This is a genomic window from Haloarcula salina, from assembly GCF_010119195.1.
GTDB lineage: Archaea > Halobacteriota > Halobacteria > Halobacteriales > Haloarculaceae > Haloarcula > Haloarcula salina.
On sequence record NZ_WRXL01000002.1, the window covers coordinates 575,329 to 593,606 of the forward strand.

The following is an 18,278-nucleotide window of genomic DNA, read 5'->3' on the forward strand; positions in this document are numbered from 1 at the left end:
ACGTTCGAGTGGCTACGATTGCCCGCGGAGCGGCCGTGAAGACGGTCTGACCCGGAACTGTTTTTATCGTGGACGGAGAGTTTCGGGTGACGCATGAGCTACGCAGACCTACGAGACCCGAATGCAGAGTACACCATGCGCGACCTCTCGGCGGAGACCATGGGACTCACAGACTCCCGCGGCGAGCGGCGTGACGTGGAGATCACGGACGTACAGACGGTCATCGTCGACGGGAACTACCCCTGGACGCTCGTCCGCGTGTACACGGACGCCGGCGTCGCCGGGAACGGCGAGGCCTACTGGGGCGGTGCGATCCCGGAGATCATCGAGCGACTGAAGCCGTTCGTCGTCGGCGAGAACCCGCTGGACATCGATCGTCTCTACGAGCACATGGTCCAGAAGATGTCCGGCGAGGGCTCCGTCGCCGGCAAGGACATCGCGGCTATCTCCGGTATCGAGCTTGCGCTGCACGACGTCGCCGGGAAGATCCTCGACGTGCCGGCCTACCAGCTGCTGGGCGGCAAGTACCGCGACGAGGTCCGGACGTACTGTGACTGCCACACCGAGGAGGAGGCAGACCCCGAAGCCTGCGCCGACGAGGCCGAGCGCGTCGTCGACGAACTGGGCTACGACGCCCTGAAGTTCGACCTCGACGTGCCCAGCGGCCACGAGAAGGACCGCGCGAACCGCCACCTCCGCCAGCCGGAGATCGAGCACAAGGCCGAGATCGTCAAGCGCGTCACCGAGCGCGTCGGCGACAAGGCCGACGCCGCCTTCGACTGCCACTGGGCCTTCGCCAGCGGGAGCGCCAAGCGCCTCGCGCGCGAACTCGAACAGTACGACGTGTGGTGGCTCGAGGACCCCGTCCCGCCGGAGAACCACGACGTCCAGCGCGAGGTCACGCAGTCGACCGGCACGCCCATCGCGGTCGGCGAGAACGTCTACCGGACGCACGGCCAGCGCAATCTGATCACGGAGCAGGCCGTCGACATCATCGCGCCCGACTGCCCGAAGGTCGGCGGCATGCGCGAGACGGCGAAGATCGCCACGCTCGCGGACATGTTCTACGTCCCCGTCGCGATGCACAACGTCTCCTCGCCCATCGGGACGATGGCCTCCGCACAGGTCGGCGCGGCCATCCCGAACGCGCTCGCCGTCGAGTACCACTCCTACGAACTGGGCTGGTGGGAGGACCTGGTCGAGCAGGACGACCTCATCCAGGACGGTTACATGCCCATCCCCGAGGAACCGGGCCTTGGCCTGACGCTGGACTTCGACGCCGTCGAGGAGCACCTCGCCGACGGCCAGGAACTGTTCGACGAGTGAAGCGACTCACTCCGGTGCAGTAGCTGATCGAGACGCCGTATCGGATCGCGTCGCGTACGGTTGGGCTCGTCGGTCTGGTCGCTCGACCCGCCGCTTCTGGCACCGGCCCGACCGCGGCGGTCACGGCGGCGACCGATCGCACAGCGTGAGCCGCGGCGTTCGGTCTCGGCGGCGATGTGTTCGCCCGTCAGAACCGGATCGTGTCACGGCCAGTGCCTTTGTTTACTTCGAGCGCGCGCCATCGCGCGAACCGTGTAATATTACCACACGAACCTTTTTTCGGACTTTCTCTCGATTCACAAACCGTGAGGCGGCCGTACTCGTGTTGGAGATGCTGAATAAATGCATTATCTACCATAAAGATCCGGTAGATTTATTTGTATGTCCCTCTCTTCTGGATACTGTATGGCTGATAATGACAGACCAGACGTGAGCACGGACCGGCGAAAGTACATGGCGGCCCTCGGCGCGGGGATCGCTGCGGGTGTAGCCGGTTGTTCTGGTGGCGACGGCGGCGACGGTGGAAGCACGAGCTCCGGCGACGGAGGCAGTGATGGAAGCGACGGAAGCGGCGGCGACGGCGGAAGCACGAGCTCCGACGGCGGCAGTGGCAGCCAGTGGGACACGCAACTGGAAGTCCTCCACGGCTGGGCCGGCGGCGACGGTGAGGCCGCGGTCAACGCCCTCATCGACGCGTTCAAGAGCGAATACCCCGACATGCCGACGAAGTTCCAGGCTGTCGGTGCGAGCGCGAACGTCAATCTGAACGCGACGATCCTCCGGCGGATGGTCAACGGGAACCCGATGAGTTCCTTCGCCAACTGGCCGGGCAACAACCTCGAACGCTACCGCGGCAACCTGATGGACCTCGAAGCCGACGTGTGGGAGGCAGAAGGGTACAAGGACGTAATGCAGGACCGCGCCGTCGAGCTGTGTACCTTCAACGACCAGATACCGGCCGTGCCGCTGGGATCGCACCGGATGAACAATCTGTTCTACAACATCGCGGCGTTCGAAGAGGCCGGCGTCGACCCCGAGAGCCTCAACGACATGCCGTCGCTCATGGACGCGCTCGACGCGATCAAGAGCGAGACGGACATCGCGCCGATGGGACAGGCGATGGTCGCTCCGTGGACGGTGCTCCAGCTGTGGGCACAGGTCCTGCAGAGCCAGGCCGGCGTCGACGCGTACATGAACTACATCGAGGGCAACGGCGACCGACAGGCGATCGTCGACTCGCTCGAGCTCGTCAAGGAGATCCAGCAGAACTACATCACCAACGACGCGTCCACGTCCAGCTTCACGGACATGGGCGGGAAGATGATCGCCGGCGAGGTCGCCTGCATGCACCAGGGGAACTGGCTCGCCGGCCAGTTCCGTACCGACGACTCGTTCAACTTCGAGGAGCACTGGGACTGGATCCCGTTCCCGGGCACCGAGGGTACCTACGGGTACCACATCGACGCGATCGTCGCGCCCGCGAACAACCCGAGCCCGGAGGAGACCATCGCGTGGGAGAAGTTCGTCGGCACGACGGACGCCCAGGTGGCGTTCAACAACCTCAAGGGCTCCGTGCCGCTCCGAACGGACGTCGACTCCAGCCAGCTCGGTGACTTCATCGCGCTGACCTACGAGGACCTCACCAGCTCCGACCGATACCCGCCGACCATCGCGCACGGGCTGGCGGTCACGCCCGAGGAGATGGGTAACTGCAAGACGGCGATGAGCGAGAACATGATGGGACCGTACGACGTCGAGGCCGCCGCTGACGCGCTTCTGAGCGCCGTCTCGAACTAAGTTGCCCTAACCGGCACCTTTACTTGTTAGCATACAACCAATTCAATCTATGGGTACTACAGACACAACAGAATCAACGACACCGGCTACGGAGGAGGTCGGCTGGGAGACCAAGGTACGGTACTTCCTCAACAACGACCTCGTCCGGTCGTCGCCGTACTGGGGGATACCGTTTCTCCTCATGGGGATCGCCGTTTACGGCGGGATCGGGTTCAACACCGCGATCTCGCTGACGGACGCGCGCGGGCTTCAGTCGCCAGATTACACCAATCTGGACTTCGAGATGTACACCCAGGTGTTCGAGAGCAGCGCGTTTTTGAGCGCTGCACAGAACAACCTCGTACTGCTGGTCGTGTTTACCACGGTCTGTCTGTTACTTGGGCTGTTTCTGGCCGTCCTGCTGGATCAGGGCATTCGACACGAGAACACCGTTCAGACGATCTACCTGTTGCCGATGGCGCTGTCGTTCGTCATCACCGCGCAGGTGTGGCTCTGGCTGTACAACTACGACGTGGGGCTGATGAACATCATCACCAGGGGGATCGGTATCGGGCCGGTCGACTGGATCGGGAATCCGTCGATCGCGCTCGGCTCGGTCATCTTCGCGCTCATCTGGCAGTTCAGCGGGTACACGATGGTCGTGTATCTCGCCGGCCTGCGGTCGCTGCCCGACGACCAGTTCGAGGCGGCGCGGGTCGACGGCGCGAGCACGCTCACGACGTACATCAAGATCATCATTCCGCAGCTCAAGGAGGCGTCGGTCAGCGCAGCCGTCGTCCTGATGGTGTTCGCGCTCAAGGCGTTCACCTTCCTGTACTCGCTCACGGGACGCTACCGGCCGCCGAACGGGACCGACATCCTGGCGACGCTGATGGTCCGTCAGGCGTTCAAACTCGGTAAGTGGGCGTACTCGGCTGCCATCGCCACGTATCTGCTCATCCTGGCGCTGGGCGTCATCGCACCGTATCTCTACTACCAGTACAGACAGGGGAGCCTCTGACAATGGCAGGTTCATCATCAGACCAGACGTTCGACGTGGCATCGCTCGTCGAGGACTTCGACCTCAATCGGATCGGGCAGTACGTCCTCGTCATCCTGTTCATCGGGTTCTTCCTCGCACCGCTCGAGACGGGAATCATGACGGCGTTCAAGACCAACCGCGCCGTCGCGGAGACGATCCCGCTCATGCCGCCGCTCGCTGAGGGGTTCACGCTCGACAACATGACGTTCGCCCTGAACGCGCTCTCGGGCGCGTTCTTCAACTCCCTGTTCATGGCCATCCCGGCGACCATCGGGAGCGTCCTGCTCGGGAGCATGGCCGCCTACGGCCTCACGATGGTCGACTGGCGCGGTCAGATGGGGATGCTCGTGTTGTTCCTCATCGGCATCTTCCTGCCGTACCAGGCGGTTCTGGTCCCGCTCGCGCGGTTCTGGAACAACATCTTCCCGCTCGCCTCGATGATGCGGCCGCTGTTCGTCGCGGCCCCCATCCTGCAGGACTACCACGCGAATCTCGTGCCGCTGATGATCACGCACATCGCGTACGGGATCCCCATCTGTACGATCCTGTTCCGGTCGTACTACCAGGGACTGCCCTCGTCGTACGTCGAGGCCGCGAAGATCGACGGCGCGTCGATCACGAAGATCTACCGCCGGATCATCCTGCCGATCTCGAAGCCGATGTTCGGCGTGGTGTTCATCTACCAGTTCACCCAGATCTACAACGAGTTCCTGTTCGCGTTCACGCTCATCACGGGCTCGGACACGCCCGAGGCGGTCGTGACGCTGATCCTGCCGGCCGTCGGGGCGTCGACCTCCGGGATCGACTTCGGGATCCGGATGTCCGCGGCGTTCCTCGCGGCGCTGCCGACGCTGATCATCTACGTGGCGTTCGCAGAACAGTTCGCTGAAGGCCTGAAATCTGGAGGATAACAATGGGACGAATCGAAATATCGAATCTGACGAAGCGGTTCGGCGACACCACGGCAGTCGAGAATCTGTCGCTCGACATCCCCGACAGCGAGTTCCTCGTGCTCGTCGGGCCGTCCGGCTGTGGCAAGTCCACGACGTTGCGGATGATCGCCGGCCTGGAGACCCCCACCGAGGGCAGTATCTACATCGGCGGCGAGCACATGAACTACCGCGTGCCCCAGAACCGGGACATCGCGATGGTGTTCCAGGACTACGCGCTCTACCCCCACATGACCGTCCGGGAGAACGTCCGGTTCGGGCTGGAGGAGGAGCCGGGGTACACGAGCGAGGAACGCGACGCCCGCGTCGAGGAGATCGCCGACCTGCTCAGCATCTCCGACCTGCTCGACCGCCGGCCCGGGGAACTCTCGGGCGGCCAGCAACAGCGGGTCGCGCTGGGGCGAGCGATCGTCCGGGACCCCGAAGTGTTCCTGATGGACGAGCCGCTCAGCAACCTGGACGCGAAGCTGCGGGCGGAGATGCGCACCGAACTCCAGCAGCTCCAGCACCGCTTCGACGTGACGACGGTGTACGTGACGCACAACCAGACGGAGGCGATGACGATGTCCGATCGCATCGCCGTGATGAACGACGGGACGCTCCAGCAGGTGGGCGAACCGCTGGAGCTGTACCACGCGCCCGCCAACCGGTTCGTCGGCGGGTTCATCGGCGAGCCCGCGATGAACTTCGTCGAGGGGACCAACGAGAACGGCACGTTCGTCGGGACGTACATCGAGTACCCGTTCGACGAGCCGATCAGAGAGAACGTCGGCGGCGTCGAGGGCGTCGTCCTCGGCGTCCGGCCGGAGGACATCAACCTCCGGCGGTTCCCGGAGGACGGCTCCGGCTCGCTCGGCGACCACGAGTTCCAGATGACCGTTTCCGTCGTGGAACCCCACGGCGACCAGAACGTGATCCACCTGCGTCACCCCGACGACACGGGCGGTGACGAACTGCTGCACGCGGTCACGTCCGGAACGACCGTCGTCGACGCGGGGACTGACGTGGTCGTGTCCATCGACCCCGGGGCGGTCCACGTCTTCGAGACGGCCACCGGTGACGCCTTGCACAACAGGCGTCTCGAAACCGAACTGGAGGTGCGAAACGTATAATGTCCAGTCTGACACTCGATCACGTGACGAAGGTGTATCAGGACGACGAGGAGGAGGTCGTCGCAGTCGACGACGTGTCGGTCGAGATCGAGGACGAGGAGTTCCTCGTGCTCGTCGGCCCCTCGGGCTGTGGCAAGTCCACGACGCTGCGGATGATCGCCGGTCTGGAGACGATCACCGAGGGCGAGATCCGCCTCGGCGACCGCGTCATCAACGACGTGGACACGCAGGACCGCGACATCGCGATGGTGTTCCAGTCCTACGCGCTGTACCCCCACCTCTCGGCCCGGCGGAACATCTCCTTCGGGCTGGAGCAGTCGACGGACCTGCCCGACAGCGACATCCAGGAACGCGTCGAGGAGGTCGCGTCGATGATGGGCATCTCCGACCTGCTCGACCGCAAGCCGGGCCAGCTCTCGGGCGGTCAGCAACAGCGGGTCGCGCTCGGTCGCGCCATCGTCCGAGATCCCGAACTGTTCCTGATGGACGAGCCGCTCAGCAACCTCGACGCGAAGCTGCGCGCGGAGATGCGGACCGAACTCCAGCAGCTCCAGCGCCAGCTCGGCGTGACGACGGTGTACGTCACCCACGACCAGACCGAGGCGATGACGATGTCCGACCGCATCGCCGTCATCGACCAGGGCGAGCTCCAGCAGGTCGGCGAGCCGCTGGAGCTGTACCACGAGCCGAACAACCTCTTCGTCGCGGAGTTCATCGGCGAGCCGTCGATGAACTTCTTCAATGGCAGTTACGAGGGGTCGTCGTTCGTCCACGACCACTTCGAGTACCCGTTCGGCCCGCAGATCGACGACGACGTGGACGGGGCGTCGGACATCGTCCTCGGCATCCGGCCCGAGGAGGTCGTCGTGCTCGACGACGCGGCGGTCGGGGACGACCCGGACCACGAGTACGAGATGGACGTGACCGTCGTGGAGCCGATGGGCGACCAGAACGTCGTCCACCTCTCGTTCCCGGGGACCGACGACATGTCCGAGGACATGGTCGCGGTCACATCGGGACTTCGCGAGGTCGCCGAGGGGTCGCGTGCGACGATCCACATCCCCGAGGACACGGTCCACGTCTTCGACAACCGGACCGGAGACGCGCTCCACGACCGCCAGCTCGACCTCACCGCGCAGACGCTCCAGCTGTAATCTGGGGTTCGCCCGCGGGCCGTCGTTCTTCTCCGTTCCGTCGTCGACTCTCCGTGTGCGCGCAGCGGTGTCGAAAAATGAAGCGGGCGCTCCCGCGCTCAGAAGGTGCTGTCCGCGAAGCCGCCGTCGACGGTGAGCACCTCGCCGGTGACGTAGGACGAGGCGTCGCTCGCGAGGAAGATCGCCGCGCCGACGATCTCCTCGCGCTCGGCGACACGACCGAGCGGACACCGATCGTCGATGCGCTCGCGCTTCTCGGTGCCTTCCGCGTAGGTGTCGGCGTTCTGGGGCGTGATGACGTATCCCGGCGCGATGGCGTTGACGCGCACGTCCGGAGACAGTTCCTTCGCCGAGACGCGCGTGAACGCTTCGACGCCGCCCTTCGCGGCAGAGTAGGCGGGGAGGTTCGACATCGCCAGCCGAGCGGCGAGCGACGAGATGTTGACGATCGAGCCGCCCTCGTCCATCGCGGGCGCGAACGCCTGTGTGACCTTTCGGACGCCGTTCAGCGCCACGTCGGTGACGAAGTCCCAGTCCTCGTCGTCGATGCCGAGGACGGACTTGCGGGAGATCGCGCCCTGGGAGGCGACGACCACGTCGACGCCGCCGAACGCGTCGACGGCCGCCTCGCGGACCGCTTCGAGCGAGTCCGCGTCCGTCACGTCGCAGGTGACGCGAGCGGTGTTCGCCCCCCGCTCCTCGATGGCGTCGGCCGTCGCGTCGACCGCGTCCTCGCTTCGGCTCGTGGCGATGACGTCCGCCCCCTCGGCGGCGAAGCCGAGCGCGATCGCCTGCCCGATGCCGCTGGTCCCGCCGACGACCACGGCGCGCTTGTCACTGACCGTTACCGGCGTGTGTTCGTAGGAAACCATGTGAGAATCGACGGAGGGTTCGTATATTACGCTTGTGGACCGTCCGGCGCGATTCCATAGAATTATACGGACCGACGAACACCGTATATACATGCGTGGATTAGCCAAAGTTAGCCGTACCAGCGGCGCGATGGAGTTCGTCGACAGAGAGCGGCCGGAACCGGCCCCCGACGAGGCTGTCGTCGAAGTCGATTACGCCGGTCTCTGTGGCAGCGACGCGGGCATCTACGAGTTCGAATCGGCCTTCGAGCGGATGACCCTCCCGACCGTCATCGGCCACGAGTACGCCGGTCGTATCGTCGAGACAGGCGACGCCGTCACGAAGTTCGAGGTCGGCGACCGCGTCGTCGAGCGGCCGATCCGCGGCTGTGGCGATTGCTACCAGTGCGAGATCGGTTCGCCGAACGTCTGTCAGAACGCGGTCATCACCGGCGTCGACCACGACGGCGCGTACGAGCAGTTCGTCGCCGTCCCCGAGCGGGCGCTCCACCCCGTCCCGGACTCCGTCGAACAGCAACACGCCGCGGTCGTCGAGCCGACGAGCATCGCCGCGCGCGCGCGGTCATCGAGAACTCCCGGGTCTCCCCCGGCGACCGCGTCCTCGTCGAGGGGCCGGGCCCGATCGGCCAGCTGACGGCACAGATCGCCAGCGCCCAGGGGGGGACTGTCACCGTCTCCGGCGTCGGCCCCGACGCCGAGTATCGACTTCCGCTCGCCGAGGAGTTCGGCTTCGAGACGATCAACGTCGCCGAGGACGACTTCGAGGCGCGCCGCGCGGAGCAGACAGACGGCATCGGCTACGACGTGGTCTTCGACACTACGGGTCACCCCTCCGGACTCCCGTCGGCCGTCGACGCCGTCCGGAAGGGCGGCCAGATCGTCCTCGTCGGCCAGACGGGCGAGACGACGATGGAGTACTCGCCGCTGGTCCGCTCTGAGATCGACCTCCAGTGTTCCTACGCGTCGATGTACGAGGACTTCGAGCGCTCGCTGCGGCTGATCGACAGCGGCGACGTGGACTGCGAGACGTTCATCGACGACCGCTTCTCGCTCGAAACGGCGGACGAGGCCTTCGAGGCGTTCGTCGCCGGCGAGACGTGCAAGCCGGTGTTCGACGTGTCACAAATCTGGGACTGAGGCCGAGCGACCGATCGGCCCCGGCCGCCTCTCTAACTAAAAATCGTTATATATTGTCGGCCACGAAGTGACGAGTACTGATTTGCATGGCGAGAACCGAGAGACCAGCGGTCAAATCGGTCGGCACGGCGTTCGAGATCCTCGACGCGCTGAAGGGGTTAGACGGCGCGGGGCTGTCGGAGCTGGCGCGACATCTCGACATCCCGAAAAGCACCGTCCACAACTATCTCAGTACCCTCAGACAGGAGCAATACGTCACGAAGTCGGGTGACCGATATCGGGTCGGACTCCGATTTCTCGAACTGGGTGCGTACTCCAGACACCGCGAAGAACTCTTTCGAGTCGCGAAACCGGACGTGGACCGACTCGCCGCCGAGACCGGCGAACTCGCGAACGTCCTGGTGGAGGAACACGGCAAGGGTATCTACCTCTATCGGGCGCAAGGGGCCGACGCCGTCACGGTGAAGGCACACGTCGGCACGCGGATCCCCCTCCACACCGCCGCGCTCGGAAAGGCGATCATGGCACATCTACCGAGCGAGCGCGTCGACGACATCGTCGAGCGACACGGACTGGGCGGCCCGACTGCCCAGTCCATCGACAGCCGCGACGCCCTCGACGCGTCGCTCGAAGCGGTCCGTGAGCGCGGCGTCGCCTTCGACGACGAGGAGCGCCTCGACGGCCTCCGCTGTGTGGCCGCGCCAGTTCGGGCCGACGACGGCCGCGTGCTCGGCGCGATCAGCGTCGCCGGCCCGACGAACCGGTTCCGTGGCGAGCGCTTCCGCGAGGAACTCCCACAGAAGGTACTGGAAACCGCGAACGTGATCGAGCTGAACGTGACGCACTCCTGAGAGAGCCGTTCGCCGCATTTCGGCCGGCGTCTCGGGCGGACACTCGTTCCGGTATATGGAACGGTTGTGTATCACCGGTTGTCGAATGCCGGGAGGCGAGCAGCAACTGCGGACGCGGCGTCCGGAACAGAGCGACCGAGACTGCCGTTCGAGACCACACAGATCGAGACACCGCGCTCACAGTGATCGCCTGGTTGGCAAACCATCGCGGTTCGTCCAGGTCACCTGAACTCCCTCGCATCAGCTACCTGCGGCGATTCGCGCCGGGGTCGCTTCGGCTGCCGGATAGCACACTTCCGACGCGGATTCGTCCCATATGGGTGAACAACTGTTTAGTAGTAGAGCCCCCATACATCTGCTATGGCCAACACCGCCCGGAACCCGGTGAAGTCCGTCGAGACCACGTTCAAGGTCCTCAACGCCCTCCGCGACCTGGACGGCGCCGGAGTCACCGAACTGGCACAGCACCTCGACGTGCCCAAGAGCACGATTCACAACTATCTCAGTACGCTCGAACAGGAAGAGTACGTGGTGAAACAGGACGGCGTCTACGAGGTTGGTCTCCGGTTCCTGGAACTCGGCGCGTACGCACGCCACCACCGGAAACTGTTCCGGATCGCGAAGCCGGAGGTCGATCGGTTAGCGGAGGAAACGGGAGAACTGGCGAACATCCTCGTCGAGGAGCACGGCCGCGGTTCGTACCTCTACCGGGCCAGGGGCGACAAAGCGGTCCGGGTCAAGGCCCACATCGGCACGCGGGTCCCGTTGCACACGACGGCGCTCGGGAAGGCGATCTTGGCGCACCTGCCGGCGGAGCGCGTCGACGACATCGTCGACCGTCACGGCCTCGGTGGTGAACCGCCGAAGGCGATCGACACCCGCGAGGAACTGGCCGACGCGCTGGCAGACGTCCGCGACCGCGGGGTGGCCTTCGACGACGAGGAGCGACTCGAAGGCCTCCGCTGCGTGGCCGCTCCGGTTCTCAACCACGACCACGAGGTCATCGGCGCGATCAGCGTTTCCGGCCCGACGAACCGGTTCCGTGGCGAGCGCTTCCGCGAGGAACTCGCCCAGAAGGTCCTCGAAGTGGCGAACGTGATCGAACTGAACGTCACCTATTCGTGACGCGGATGTTCACTATAACTGAACGGTGTGGGCGCAGAAGATCGCGATCTGCCGAACGAGCGGTAGACGTTCTGTCCATGGTTTATAATGTTGTTTCGGATCCGAGTACCTATCTCAATCAGTGTAGAATTGAGCGACAGCGGCACTACTCTCCCTTTCGGATCCGTTCAGTTTCGGTTCCTACGATCGGATGTGTGATTAGTTACCTCCCCTATTTTCTCTGAAAGACTTAGCTGTTCGAGCGTCATTCGTACCGACTGACAGGAAGACGCTCGTTCAACAATATGGAACATATTCCCACACTGCTGGCCGAGCGGTCAGGTCGGTGCGACCAGACTCGAATAAGCGTCTGAATAACATGAGTACACCTATTATTTTCGTGTCGGGCGGTATTTGGGAAAGAGATTCCCTGAAGTCGAGGAAGGAAATCCACTATTTGAATATTTATTCTGTAAACTAAGACCATATATCCGAAATATCGTTAGAGATTTTTTACTTATGAATTCATATCTCTTTTCTTCAGTCTTGTATTTTCGAGACCTCATCTGAATGCGGTGGAAGAGAAGGCTGCCGACGATGTCCACACGGAACCGATTCGAGAGTCGTCCGACCGGTGGTCGGTCTCACGAAGCACCTATCTACCGTGTGCGACAAGGGGCGCGTATGCGTACTGGCGTCGTCGTGGCCGGGGGTCGCTCGACGCGCTTTGGCGGTCGCGACAAGGCGGTCGCCGATCTCGCGGGGACGCCGATGATCCGTCGCGTCGCTGACCGGCTCGACTCCGCGGTGGACGGGCTCGTCGTCAACTGTCGTGCGGAACAGGTCACGTCCATCACAGCGGCGCTCGACGGCCTCGACGGCGTGACATTCGCTACGGATGAGCGGCCGGACGAAGGCCCCGTCGCCGGCGTCGCCGCCGGTCTCGCCGCCGTCGAGAGCGAGTACGCCGCCGTCGTCGCCTGCGACATGCCACTGGTCGATCCGGCGTTCGTCACCTACCTCTTCGAGCGGGCCCGCGGACGCGACGGGGCGGTCCCCCGACCGGACGAGTGGCTCCAGCCGGCACAGGCAGTCTACCGGACCGAACCGATGCTGGCGGCCTGTCGGGGCGCGCTGGAGCGGGGAGAGCGCCGACTCCGCGACGCGGTGGCGGAACTGGACTGCGCGGTCGTCCAGCGCGAAGCGATCCGGCGACACGGTGCGCTCCCATCGCTGGAGAACGTCAACACCCCTGCGGAACTGGACGCGGTCGCCGAGCAGTTGTGAGCGTGCGCCCCGTTTGTGACACCGTTGTCGCGCGTGGCCAGTTCGCCACACGAAGCCACGATCGACCGGCGCGTACTGTTGCATTCACGCCATTTAAGACGCTGTGCTGTGAATCCGTACCAAGGAAATGCTCGAGGACGACTTCGGCCGCGAGGTGACGGGAGTGCGGGTCTCGCTCACCGATCGGTGTAACTTCGATTGCGTCTACTGCCACAACGAAGGACTCGGGGACACGCGCGGCCCGATGGAGCCACAGGACGACGAACTCTCGACGGACACCGTCGTCGCCTTCCTCGAAGTCGCGGCCGAGTTCGGGGTCGACTCGGTGAAGTTCACGGGCGGGGAGCCGATGCTGCGCGAGGACGTCGAAGACATCGTCCGGCGCGCGCCCGACGAGATGGAGGTGTCGATGACGACCAACGGGACCTTCCTTCCCGGCCGCGCTGACGACTTGGTCGACGCCGGCCTCGAACGGGTCAACGTCTCGCAGGACGCGCTCGACGCCGACGCGTTCGCGGAACTGACACAGAGCGGGGCCTACGACCGCGTTCTCGAAGGCGTCGAGGCGGCCCTGGACGCCGGACTGGCCCCGGTGAAGCTCAACATGGTCGTCTTCGAGCCCACCGCGGGCTACGTCCCGAAGATGGTCGACCACGTCGCCGAGAACCCCGGCCTCCAGCTCCAGCTCATCGAGTACATGCCGGAACTGGCCGGCCACCCGGAGTGGGCCATCGACATCCAGCGCGTCCACGACTGGCTCGAAGACCGCGCCGACCGGGTCGAACACCGGGAGATGCACGACCGCAAGCGCTACTGGATCCACAGCGAAAGCGACGCCGACGCGGACGAGGCGGCCCACACCGGGACCTCGCTCGCGGCCTCGGACGGCGGCGTGCGGACGCCCCCGGTCGACGCACGCAACAGCGGGATGGTCGAGATCGTCGACCCCGTCGGCAACGCGGACTTCTGTGCCAACTGCCACCGCGTCCGACTGACCCACGACGGCTACCTCAAGGGCTGTCTGAACCGCAACGACGACCTCCGGGACATCGGCGACGACAAGTCGTCGATGCGGGCGGCGTTCCGCGAGACGGTCGACACGCGGGTCCCGTACTACGGCGAGTACCTCGTCGAGACCGACGACGGCGGGTGGGAACGCAACGACGCGTACGTCGACACCGACGGTGACCGCGCTCCCTACGAGTACTCCGAGTAGTCACTGTCGGACCCGCTCGGCGAGAGACGCCTGCGACGTGGCGCCCATAGACGCTTGTGTCGGGAGCCCCAAGCGACACCAGAAGATGCGTCCCGCAATGGAACTGGCGGAGTTGCTCGGCGAAGCGGAAGCGCTCACCATCGTCTGTCACAACAACCCCGACCCGGACTGCCTGGCGAGCGCGCTCGCGCTGGGTCGCATCGCGGGCCACGTCGGCATCGACGAGCGGCGGATCCTCTACAGCGGCGAGATCTCCCATCAGCAGAACCGCTCGTTCGTCAACCTCCTCGACATGGACCTCCGGGAGTTCGACCCCGACGTCGTCCGCGACCGACCGTCGACGGAGTTGCTGGCGTTCGTCGATCACTCCGTGCCCGGCACGAACAACCGCGTCCCCGAGGACGTGGCGGTCGACATCGTCATCGACCACCACCCCGCCGAAGACATCGAGGGACGTTTCGTCGACCACCGGGAGCACATCGGCGCGACGGCGACGATACTGACGGAGTACGTCCGCGACCTCGAGATCGAACTCGACCCGAAGGTGGCGACGGCGCTGTTGTTCGCCATCCGCCGCGAGACGCTCGGGTTCCTCCGCGGGACGACGCCGGACGAGTACGGGGCGGCGGGCTTTCTCACCGACCGGGCGGACTCGTCGCTCCTGCGGACGCTGGCGTCGCCGTCGGTCAGCGGGGCCACCATCGACGCCATCGGTGACGCCATCGAGAACCGGAACGTCAAGGGCTCGGTCCTCATCTCGCACGTCGGCCGGACGTCAGAGCGCGACGCCCTGCCGCAGGCCGCCGACTACCTGGCGACGCTCGAAGGCGTCGAGACGGCCATCGTCTTCGGCATCGTCGACGACAGCATCCAGCTCAGCGCCCGGTCGACGGACTCGCGTATCCACGTGGGGGACGCGCTCGATGACGCCTTCGACGACGTGGGCAGCGCCGGCGGCCACCGGGAGATGGCCGGCGGCGAGATTCCGCTCGGCATCTTCGCCGACTACACGACGGACGATTCGGTCCTCGTATCCATCGTCGAGCAGGTCATCACGGCTCGCCTGCTAGCCGAACTGAATATCGCCGAGGAGTAGCCGGGAAGCGGCCGACAGGCGGACTGCCCCGCGATCAGGACAGCCGGAAGGTTTCGAGGTTCTTCGGGTTGTGCGTCCGCATGTTGAACTTCTGGTACAGCGCCGAGGAGAGCTGGTTCGTCGAGGACTCGTCGCCGTGGACACAGAGGATCTTCTCGGGGCGGGGGTGCATCGTCTCGACGAAGGATTCGAGCCCCTGGCGGTCGGCGTGACCGGAGAAGCCGTCGACCGTCTCCACGTCCATCTTGAGGCTCACCCGCTCGGCGCGCGGACCGCTGCCGTCGCCGAGCGTGATCTCGTCCTGGCCGCGCTGGATCTGGCGACCGAGGGTCCCTTCGGCCTGGTAGCCGACGAACACCATCGTGTTGTCCGGGTCGCTGCCCAGCAGGCGGAGCCAGGACATCACCGGGCCGCCGGTGACCATCCCGGAGGTGGTCAGGATGATGGCCGGCTCGTCGTCGGTGATGTCGCGGCGCATCTCCTCGCCGCCGTCGACCTGCTCGAACTGCTCGGCGAGGAAGGGGTTCTCGTCCTCGTAGAGGATGCGCTGGCGGAGGTCGTCGCGGAGGTACTCGGGGTAGGCGGTGTGGATAGCCGTCGCTTCGCGGATCATCCCGTCTAAGTACACCGGCATCGTCGGGATGTCGCCCTTTCGCATGGCTTCTTCGAGGACGAGCATGAGCTCCTGCGAGCGGCCCACGGCGAAGGCGGGGATGAGGATGTGGCCCTCCTTCTCGTGGGCGGTGTTGATCACGTCGCGCAGGACGCGCTCGGAGTCGGACTGGTCGGTCTGGTAGTCGTTCTTGCCCCCGTAGGTCGATTCGAGGACGAGCGTCTCCACCCGCGGGAAGTCGTTGACCGCGCCGTCGAGCAGGCGCGTGTCCTTGTAGTGGATGTCGCCGGAGAACGCGACGTTGTACCGGCCCTCGCCGATGTGGAAGTGACAGACCGCGGAGCCGAGGATGTGGCCCGCGTTGTGCATCGTCAGCTTCACGTCGGGGGCGATGTCGGTGACGTTGCCGAACTCCAGCGGGATCGTGTGTTTCAGCGCGTTACGGACCTGCTGGCTCTCGTAGGGCGGCGTGCGTCCCTCCTTCGAGGCCACGTCGAGGTAGTCCAGTTGGAGCAGGCCCATCAGGTCCCGCGTCGGGGCGGTGGTGTAGATGGGGCCGTCGTAGCCGTACTTGAACAGGATCGGGATGAGCGCGGAGTGGTCGAGGTGGGCGTGGGTCAGGACCACCGCGTCCAGCGAGTTCGGGCCCGCGGCGAGCGCTTCGGGGGCCTGGAGGTACGGGACCTCGCCCTCCGCGCCGGGCTTGTCGCCGCAGTCGATGAGGATGCGCGACTCGGGGGTCGAGAGGATGAACGACGCGCGGCCGACCTCCCGACAGCACCCGAGCGTCGTCAGGCGCACCCAGTCGTCGTCGTTCGTCATCGGGCGGTTGATCTGCCGGCCGACGCGCTGGAGGATGTCACGGCGGTCGTCGCGCTCTTGCTTGAGGAAGTTTCGAACGTTGGAGACCGTCGAGGACTCCATCGGGGGCGTGCGGACGACTTCGGGCGTCCAGCCGACCGAGCCCGAAATCTCGTCCAGCGTCGCGCCGTGACGGCCGATGACGCGGCCGGGTTTCTCGGCCTCGATGAACACCTCGCCGGTCTGGCTGTCGAAATCGAGGTTCTGGACGCCGGCGTCCTCGGGGATGGTCTCGGTGATGCGGACCCGTGCTTCCTCGTGGGGGACCAGCGCCTCCTGCGTGGGGCGGACGTTGATGCGCTTGCGAAGCGTCTGTGCGAGGTTCCTGACGATGCCGTCGCGGTTGGCGACGGTCCGCGCGTCGGGCGTGTAGATTACGAGTTCCGGCCCTTCGAACTCGACGGACTCGATCTCGATGTCGTCTGGCGTCTCCGCTTCGACCTGTGCTTTGATTCTCTCAAGTGTCTCGTCTGCTGAACTCATAGCTTTGAAGATTCCGGTGGAGGCGCGATAGCCGTCGGAAAACCACGGCTCTCGGGTGCCGTTATCTAGGTGGGAGAACGAGGACAGTTAAGAACCTTTGCTTACAGGGCGCCGCCGTCCGGTTTCACCAGTCGTCGCGGGACACCAGTGCGTCGTCGTGGAATGGTAGCTGGTAGCGTCCGGCCCGCGAGATCGTCTGATTTTAGTGTCCCACGCCCCCCGTACGAGACATGGGTTTTGGTAGCTACGACGAATCCGAGCAGAAGGACAACAACGTAGACGCGGACGACAGCGACGGCGTCGCCGTCCACGAGAACGACCACGACGGCTCGGTCTCCTTCGAGACGGAGGCGTCGACGAGCGACCTCGTCGACAAACTCGGCGAGATGAAAGACGACGAATAGGGACTTAGCCGCCGATTTTCGCTTCGAGTTCACCGCGTTCGTCGAGCTGTTCGAGGATGTCGCTGCCGCCGATGAACTCCCCGTCGACGAACGTCTGGGGAATCGTCTCGCGGCCGCTGTGGCGCTCCAGCGCCTCGCGGTAGGCGTCGGTCGCGCGCAGCACGTTCACGGTCTCTACGTCGTCTCGGTACTGTGTGAGCAGCCCGAGCGCCTTCCGGGAGTAGCCACACTGGGGCATCAGCTCGTCGCCCTTCATGAACAGGACGACCTCGTTGTCCGCGATGGCGCTGTCGACGTGGTCGGTGACCTCCTCGGGTGAGACCTCTTCGGGTTCGAATGCCATACCTGCCCTAGTGCGACCACGGGTAAAGGCGTACCGACGACTGGGCAAGGACCGCGAGCGTGGACCCGGTGGTGGCCCTGACGAGTCCGGCTACTCCGCCTCGTCGGGCGTCAGCGTCCGGAGTTCGATGGCGTGAATATCGCGGGTGAGGTGTTCGCCCAGCGCGTCGTGGACGAGCTGGTGCTGGTCGACGAGCGTCTCTCCCTCGAAGGCCGGCGAGACCACCCGGACGGCGTAGTGCTTGTCGTCGTCGGGGTCTCGCGGCGTGGTGACCGTCGCCGTCGCGTCCGGCAGTTCGTCCTCGATGAGCGCGGCGACCTCTGCTTCGTTCATGTCCGTTCCGAGGGCGCGGGCGGCCAAAACAGTTGGCGTCGCGTGGCGCGATACCGCTCCGGCGTCTCGTCACCAGGCAGGCGACACTTCGCGGGCGATTCCCGCGCCGAGAGCGAGCAGTCCGAGGCCCGCGAGCGCGGCCCCGGCGAGCCACAGGGACGAGCGGGACGCCGCCAGCCGCGTCACCCAGAGTCCGGCGACGGTCGCCAGCCCGCCGGCGACCACGAGTTCGACGAACCGCTCCATGCGTCGTTCTGGCACGAGCGGCGGTAAAGTCCTGCCGACCGGCGGAACCCGTTTGTGCGTCGCCTCCCTAGA

Annotated in this window: 17 protein-coding genes and 1 pseudogene; 13 read left to right on the forward strand and 5 right to left on the reverse strand. The window is 65.2% G+C overall.

Going from position 1 to position 18,278, the window contains the following annotated elements:
* Positions 1-93: 93 nt before the first annotated feature.
* The 6 genes from GM656_RS07995 to GM656_RS08020 all read left to right on the forward strand — a co-directional run bounded on the left by GM656_RS07995 (position 94) and on the right by GM656_RS08020 (position 7,360).
* Positions 94-1,326: a mandelate racemase/muconate lactonizing enzyme family protein gene (locus GM656_RS07995; protein ID WP_162413133.1), complete on the forward strand. Its 1,233-nt coding sequence runs from the start codon at positions 94-96 to the stop codon at positions 1,324-1,326.
* 453 nt (positions 1,327-1,779) lie between these two features.
* The gene (locus GM656_RS08000; RefSeq protein WP_162413223.1) at positions 1,780-3,123 is read left to right on the forward strand and encodes an ABC transporter substrate-binding protein; all 1,344 of its coding nucleotides are present in this window, start codon (positions 1,780-1,782) and stop codon (positions 3,121-3,123) included.
* Between the two features lie 49 nt (positions 3,124-3,172).
* Complete coding sequence (locus tag GM656_RS08005) at positions 3,173-4,123, forward strand: carbohydrate ABC transporter permease (protein ID WP_162413134.1); 951 nt, start codon at positions 3,173-3,175, stop codon at positions 4,121-4,123.
* 2 nt (positions 4,124-4,125) lie between these two features.
* The gene (locus GM656_RS08010) at positions 4,126-5,055 is read left to right on the forward strand and encodes a carbohydrate ABC transporter permease (RefSeq protein WP_162413135.1); all 930 of its coding nucleotides are present in this window, start codon (positions 4,126-4,128) and stop codon (positions 5,053-5,055) included.
* A 2-nt stretch (positions 5,056-5,057) separates the two neighbouring features.
* Positions 5,058-6,206: an ABC transporter ATP-binding protein gene (locus tag GM656_RS08015; RefSeq protein WP_162413136.1), complete on the forward strand. Its 1,149-nt coding sequence runs from the start codon at positions 5,058-5,060 to the stop codon at positions 6,204-6,206.
* Positions 6,206-7,360 carry an ABC transporter ATP-binding protein gene (locus GM656_RS08020; protein WP_162413137.1) on the forward strand — a complete coding sequence of 385 codons (1,155 nt, stop codon included), beginning with the start codon at positions 6,206-6,208 and terminating at the stop codon, positions 7,358-7,360. Before GM656_RS08015 ends, GM656_RS08020 begins: the two co-directional genes overlap by 1 nt.
* 98 nt (positions 7,361-7,458) lie before the next feature.
* Here GM656_RS08020 and GM656_RS08025 read toward each other — a convergent pair whose 3' ends face one another.
* Positions 7,459-8,232 (reverse strand): SDR family NAD(P)-dependent oxidoreductase, encoded by a 774-nt coding sequence (locus GM656_RS08025; RefSeq protein ID WP_162413138.1) that lies wholly within the window; start codon positions 8,230-8,232, stop codon positions 7,459-7,461.
* Between the two features lie 91 nt (positions 8,233-8,323).
* Here GM656_RS08025 and GM656_RS19600 point away from each other — a divergent pair.
* The 6 genes and pseudogenes from GM656_RS19600 (at position 8,324) to GM656_RS08055 (ending at position 14,923) form a co-directional block, all read left to right on the forward strand.
* Positions 8,324-9,369, forward strand: a pseudogene (locus tag GM656_RS19600) (zinc-dependent alcohol dehydrogenase).
* Positions 9,370-9,455: 86 nt separating this feature from the next.
* Positions 9,456-10,220, forward strand: coding sequence for an IclR family transcriptional regulator (locus GM656_RS08035; RefSeq protein WP_162413139.1), 765 nt, complete (start codon positions 9,456-9,458; stop codon positions 10,218-10,220).
* A 360-nt stretch (positions 10,221-10,580) separates the two neighbouring features.
* Positions 10,581-11,345: an IclR family transcriptional regulator gene (locus GM656_RS08040; protein ID WP_162413140.1), complete on the forward strand. Its 765-nt coding sequence runs from the start codon at positions 10,581-10,583 to the stop codon at positions 11,343-11,345.
* 663 nt (positions 11,346-12,008) lie between these two features.
* Entirely contained in the window at positions 12,009-12,611 is a 603-nt protein-coding gene (locus GM656_RS08045) for a molybdenum cofactor guanylyltransferase (protein WP_162413141.1), read from the forward strand.
* Between the two features lie 127 nt (positions 12,612-12,738).
* Positions 12,739-13,827, forward strand: coding sequence for a GTP 3',8-cyclase MoaA (moaA, locus tag GM656_RS08050; RefSeq protein ID WP_162413142.1), 1,089 nt, complete (start codon positions 12,739-12,741; stop codon positions 13,825-13,827).
* Positions 13,828-13,912: 85 nt separating this feature from the next.
* Positions 13,913-14,923 (forward strand): DHH family phosphoesterase, encoded by a 1,011-nt coding sequence (locus tag GM656_RS08055; RefSeq protein ID WP_162413143.1) that lies wholly within the window; start codon positions 13,913-13,915, stop codon positions 14,921-14,923.
* Positions 14,924-14,957: 34 nt separating this feature from the next.
* Here GM656_RS08055 and GM656_RS08060 read toward each other — a convergent pair whose 3' ends face one another.
* Positions 14,958-16,880 carry a beta-CASP ribonuclease aCPSF1 gene (locus GM656_RS08060; protein ID WP_162413144.1) on the reverse strand — a complete coding sequence of 641 codons (1,923 nt, stop codon included), beginning with the start codon at positions 16,878-16,880 and terminating at the stop codon, positions 14,958-14,960.
* Between the two features lie 230 nt (positions 16,881-17,110).
* Between GM656_RS08060 and GM656_RS08065 the strand changes: the two genes are divergently transcribed.
* On the forward strand, positions 17,111-17,284 hold the full coding sequence (locus tag GM656_RS08065) for a DUF5786 family protein (RefSeq protein WP_162413145.1): 174 nt from the start codon (positions 17,111-17,113) through the stop codon (positions 17,282-17,284).
* A gap of 4 nt (positions 17,285-17,288) precedes the next feature.
* Here GM656_RS08065 and GM656_RS08070 read toward each other — a convergent pair whose 3' ends face one another.
* The 3 genes from GM656_RS08070 to GM656_RS19045 all read right to left on the reverse strand — a co-directional run bounded on the left by GM656_RS08070 (position 17,289) and on the right by GM656_RS19045 (position 18,206).
* The gene (locus tag GM656_RS08070; protein ID WP_162413146.1) at positions 17,289-17,627 is read right to left on the reverse strand and encodes a glutaredoxin family protein; all 339 of its coding nucleotides are present in this window, start codon (positions 17,625-17,627) and stop codon (positions 17,289-17,291) included.
* 90 nt (positions 17,628-17,717) lie between these two features.
* A complete protein-coding gene (locus GM656_RS08075) occupies positions 17,718-17,960 on the reverse strand; it encodes a BolA/IbaG family iron-sulfur metabolism protein (RefSeq protein ID WP_162413147.1) in 243 nt (80 codons plus the stop codon).
* A gap of 69 nt (positions 17,961-18,029) precedes the next feature.
* The gene (locus GM656_RS19045; RefSeq protein WP_174242947.1) at positions 18,030-18,206 is read right to left on the reverse strand and encodes a hypothetical protein; all 177 of its coding nucleotides are present in this window, start codon (positions 18,204-18,206) and stop codon (positions 18,030-18,032) included.
* Positions 18,207-18,278 lie beyond the last annotated feature (72 nt).